Source organism: Methylobacterium sp. GXS13 (assembly GCF_001455965.1).
GTDB lineage: Bacteria > Pseudomonadota > Alphaproteobacteria > Rhizobiales > Beijerinckiaceae > Methylobacterium.
Genome location: NZ_LKKO01000099.1, coordinates 1 through 4,307 on the forward strand (window position 1 = coordinate 1; position 4,307 = coordinate 4,307).

The 4,307-nt window shown below is 65.3% G+C and carries 3 protein-coding genes and 5 pseudogenes; 6 read left to right on the forward strand and 2 right to left on the reverse strand.

Annotation, left to right across the window (positions count from 1 at the left end):
- Nucleotides 1–119: pseudogene (locus tag AO398_RS28660) on the forward strand (IS5/IS1182 family transposase); the annotation flags it as partial.
- 6 nt (nucleotides 120–125) lie between these two features.
- Here the strand turns inward: AO398_RS28660 and AO398_RS26430 are convergent.
- Nucleotides 126–1,084, reverse strand: a pseudogene (locus AO398_RS26430) (IS110 family transposase).
- A gap of 92 nt (nucleotides 1,085–1,176) precedes the next feature.
- Here AO398_RS26430 and AO398_RS26435 point away from each other — a divergent pair.
- Nucleotides 1,177–2,067 (forward strand): annotated as a pseudogene (locus tag AO398_RS26435) (IS3 family transposase); the annotation flags it as partial.
- 126 nt (nucleotides 2,068–2,193) lie between these two features.
- A pseudogene (locus AO398_RS29855) lies at nucleotides 2,194–2,544 on the forward strand (hypothetical protein).
- Nucleotides 2,545–2,660: 116 nt separating this feature from the next.
- Here AO398_RS29855 and AO398_RS29575 read toward each other — a convergent pair.
- Complete coding sequence (locus AO398_RS29575; RefSeq protein WP_082643463.1) at nucleotides 2,661–2,870, reverse strand: hypothetical protein; 210 nt, start codon at nucleotides 2,868–2,870, stop codon at nucleotides 2,661–2,663.
- Between the two features lie 298 nt (nucleotides 2,871–3,168).
- Between AO398_RS29575 and AO398_RS26445 the strand changes: the two genes are divergently transcribed.
- The 3 genes and pseudogenes from AO398_RS26445 to AO398_RS26455 all read left to right on the forward strand — a co-directional run.
- The gene (locus AO398_RS26445; protein ID WP_244498898.1) at nucleotides 3,169–3,792 is read left to right on the forward strand and encodes a carotenoid oxygenase family protein; all 624 of its coding nucleotides are present in this window, start codon (nucleotides 3,169–3,171) and stop codon (nucleotides 3,790–3,792) included.
- Nucleotides 3,793–3,850: 58 nt separating this feature from the next.
- Nucleotides 3,851–4,108: pseudogene (locus tag AO398_RS26450) on the forward strand (transposase); the annotation flags it as partial.
- Nucleotides 4,109–4,187: 79 nt separating this feature from the next.
- Nucleotides 4,188–4,307 (forward strand): transposase (locus AO398_RS26455; protein ID WP_152997577.1); only part of this gene is annotated, 120 nt, incomplete at its 3' end.

Here is a 4,307-nt window from a genome sequence, read left to right on the forward strand (position 1 = left end):
GCTTTCGCAGGCTCGTCAAAGATTACGAGCGCTATGCAAGCACCCTGGCAGACCTGCACCTCGTCGCTTTCGTCTGCCTCATGCTCAAAAAGGCCGCTCAACTCGCCACAGGTTCATAACAGCCTCTAGGCGATCCGCGCGAGCTTGGCGGCGAGCGCGATGACCACGACGTTGTAGTGCGCCCGCGCCAGCAGACCAAGCAGCCATCGGCCGGTCCCATCTCGAACTTGGACAGTGAGGCCAGCGCTGCGCGCTCCATGGATGAGGAGCCCACGCAGATAGGCGTTGCCCCTCTTGCTGATGCCGAGCAGCTTCGGCTTGCCACCGGTCGTATGCTGTCGGGGCACGAGGCCAAGCCAGGCCGGCCGGTCGCGCGCGGACGTGAAGGCGTTTCCGTCGTCGACGGCCGCGCGCAGGGCCGTGGCCGTCATCGGCCCGACGCCTGGGATCGACACCAGGCGACATGCCGCCTCGTCGGCGCGGACATGCGCCACGGACGCCCGGTCGAGAGCTTCGATACGGCCGTCGAGCCTCGCCCACTCCCCACGGATCTCGGCGACGAGAGCTGGATACGCGGGCCAATCTGCGCCTGGGGAGCCCTCACGAGAATGGCGACCGCCGTCTCGAACTTGCGGCGGCCATGCGGGAAAACGAGACCGCGCTCCAACAGGATCGCGCGGAGCTGGTTCATGAGCATGGTGCGCATGCCGACCAGCCGAGATCGGACCCGGTGCAGGCCCTGCATATCGAGTTGCTCCTGGGCCTTGAGGGGCACGAAGCGCATGGTCGGGCGCGTGGCGGCCTCGTCGATCGCCTCGGCATCGCGGTCGTTGGTGTTCTGCGCATTGACGTAGGGGCGGACATACTCGGGCGATATCAGTCGGATGGTATGTCCCTGCGCGGCCAGCAGTCGCCCGAGGTCATGAACGTCGCATCAGGCCTCCATCGCGACGACGCAAGCGGGCAGCTTGGCCGTCAGGCCGATGATCGTCTCACGCCGTGCGTGACAACGCAGAACCACCGTACCGGCTGGGTCGAAGCCAACCAGGCTACAGCTGTTTTTGCCGAGATCGATACCCAGCACGGCGACCGAACTCTTTGCCATTTCCAATCCCTCCATTCCTCCAAGGCAGCAGCATGCCACGAACGGTTCGGTGAGGGGCGGGCCATCCCATAAACCATCGGCATCTTCGCGGAGATGCCCGAGTGACGTTCGCTTTCATCGAGCAACAGGCGCGTACCTGGCCGGTGCGCCTAATGTGCCGCGTGCTCGCCGTGTCCCCGAGTAGCGACGAAAGCTGGCGGTCGCGCTCCGAGAGCGCCCGGTCGGCGTCCGACCGTCAGTTCCTGGACGACGTCCGGCGCATCCATGCCGCCCATCATCGGCGCTACGGCGCGCCGCGTGTGCATGCCGCCCTGCGGGCGGAAGGTCCGTCGGCCAGCCGCGGACGGGTCGATCGCCTGATACGTCGTCACAGCATCCGCGCTCTGGCAGGCCGCCGGTACCGGCCCTGCACGACCGACAGCCGTCACGACCTGCCGATCGCCCCGAACCTCTTGAAGCAGGACTTCTCGGCCGCCAAGCCCGCCAGGGTGTGGCTGGCAGACATCACCTACCAGCCGACCGGGGAGGGCTGGCTCTACCTTGCGGCCGTACTCAATCTAGCCACCCGCAAGATTGTCGGCTGGTCCATGCGCACTCACATGCGCACCGAATTGACCGTGGCCGCTCTCATGTGGCGACCCAACGACACCGCCCGGCGGTTCAGCTCGTCTGTCACTCAGACCGCGGCAGCCAATACGCTGACGAGGCCTACCACAAGCAACGCGCCGGTATGAGGGCGAGGCCGTCCATGAGCCGGACCGGTTGCTGTTACGACAACGCCCCGATGGAGAGCTTCTTCCACAACCTCAAGGTCGAACTCGTCCACCAGCGACGATGGGGGGACCCGGGAGGAGGCGCGGCGCGATCTGTTCGCCTACATCGAGAGCTACTACAATCGGCAGCGCATCCACTCGGCCCTCGGCTACGCCACACCCGAACAGGCCGAGCGAAACGCAAGCTAAGCCCGTGTTCGCAAAATCGGGGGAAGATCAGGATAGACCCTCGAACAATCCGATCCAGGCTGGCGACTACAAGCTGTACCCAACCGACGTGACCGCCGATCCGGACGGGGACACACCATCGACGCGATGGCGCTCAATGCTGCGACCTGCGAGCCCGCGCACGGCGCTGTCCTCAGTGTTGGGGCATGCCGGGTTCGAGGCTACGCGGTCGCGGGCGACCGGGCCGTCATCCACATTGATGTCTCAGGCGATGGCGGGCGGACTCGGATCCAGGCAACGTTCGAGCAACAGCCCGACGTGCCGTTCGCCTGAACCTTCTGGATCGCTGAACTTGACCTACCGCCGGGGGAGCACGACCTCACCGCCAGGGCCTGGGATCTGGCCGGCCAAACCCAGCCGGCGCTGCCCGACGACGTGTGGAAACACAAAGGCTATTTCTACACCTGCCGGCACCGGGTGCGGGTACGTGTCACCTGACTAAACAGGACTCGGCTTGTACAGGCCGCGTTAGCCAACCGTCTGCTGGTCGGCTTCGTTGACAGCGCGATCGTCGAGCCCGCCTCACCAAATTGCTCGGACAGGCCATCCCGTCCCTATCGCAGGGTCGGCGACTCACCGGGTTTTAAATGGGGGCCTCCCCCATCGGGGCCACCCAAGGAGACGTGATCGTTCAGGCGCCCGAGATGTGCGAACACGTGCTCGAAGGCATTCGTGACAGCCTGCTCGAAGGAGCCGTCGCCCTTCCCCTGTGCAGCCATGAGGGCACTGAGCAAAGCCCGGTGCTTTTCTGTATCCTCGGACATGTCATCCTCCCGGCCAGCGTGAACGCCGGCTCGGCAAACCAATGGCCATGAGAGACCCCGGTTCCTGCGCCTCATCGATCCCGGATCCGCCGGGGGATACCGCGGACATGTCGGATCCATGCGCGATGCCACACACGGTCGGACTGGCCTGCCGTAAGCTCGCTACCCAGCGACGTCGCGCGCATGGTCTACCGAGGCAGCCGATCACGACCCGCGCGCCCACCGTCCGCGGCCGGGAACGGGGCCTGCCCGCCGCGATGACGGCCCGGCCTGCTATCTGATCGGAGAGCTGCTGCCGATGCCGAACCGAATCCAGGCGGCCTTCCGCGCCGCTGCCGAGACCGGCGTCGGCCTTTGGGCGGCCTGCAACCGGCTGCGCCTGTCAGGAACGGACAATCCCTTCGTGGTCGGCGTCTACGAACCGATGCGCGTGGAGCTGACGCTGGAGAACCTGCCCGTCGCCTGGTCGATCCCGCCTGGGCTTGACGGCCCCTACCTCAAGATGGGGGCCAACCCTGCACGCGCCGCGACGCGGGGCCACGCCTGGTTCCTCGGCGACAGCATGGTGCACGGCCTCGCGATCGAGGCCGGCAAGGCGTTGTGGTACCGGAACCGGTGGATCGATTTACGCACAGCCGCCGCCGCGCTCAAGCAGCCAGCCGCGCTCGGGCTGCGGCGGGGCAGCAACGACACCTTCAACACCAACGTCGTCGAGATCGGCGGCCGGATCTTCGCCATCGTGGAGGCGGGCAGCTTCCCCGTCGAACTCGCGCGGGGCCTCAAGACGCAGCAAAACAACCCGTTCGTCGGCACCCTGATGGTTCGTTCAGTAGGCACCCGCATCGTGACCTACAGACCGGCGCGACCCATGCCATCGCGTACGATGGCCGCGTATGGGACAGCGTCCGCCACTTTGACCTGACCGGCTGGCTTTGGACCGGGCTGATTGAGAGGATCAGCCAGGACCGGAGGAGTCGGACATGCGGCGAGGTCAGAAGACGAACGCGGAGCAGATCGTACTCAAGCTGCGCCAGATCGAGGTGCAGACAGCTCAGGGCAAGAGTTTGGCCCTTTCATGCAGGGATGCGAAAAACTCTGACCAGAGCTATTATCGCCGGTGCAAGGAATACGGCGGCCTGGAGGTCGATCAGGCTAAGAAGATGAAGGATCTGGAGCGCAAGAACGCCCGGCTTCGTCGCCTGATAGCCGATACATCTCTGGATAAGCAGATGCTGGCTTTGACCCTGACCCACCAAACTGGTCCGCGCTTAGCGCAAGTTTTTCGGGCATCCTGAACCCTGAAGGAGGGAGGATGCCATGCCTCGCAAACGCTTCACGAACGAACAGATCGCCTTTGCCCTTCGGCAGGCGGAGAACGGCGCGACGGTGGACGAGGTCTGCCGGAAGATGGGTGTGTCCGAGCCGACGTTCTACCGC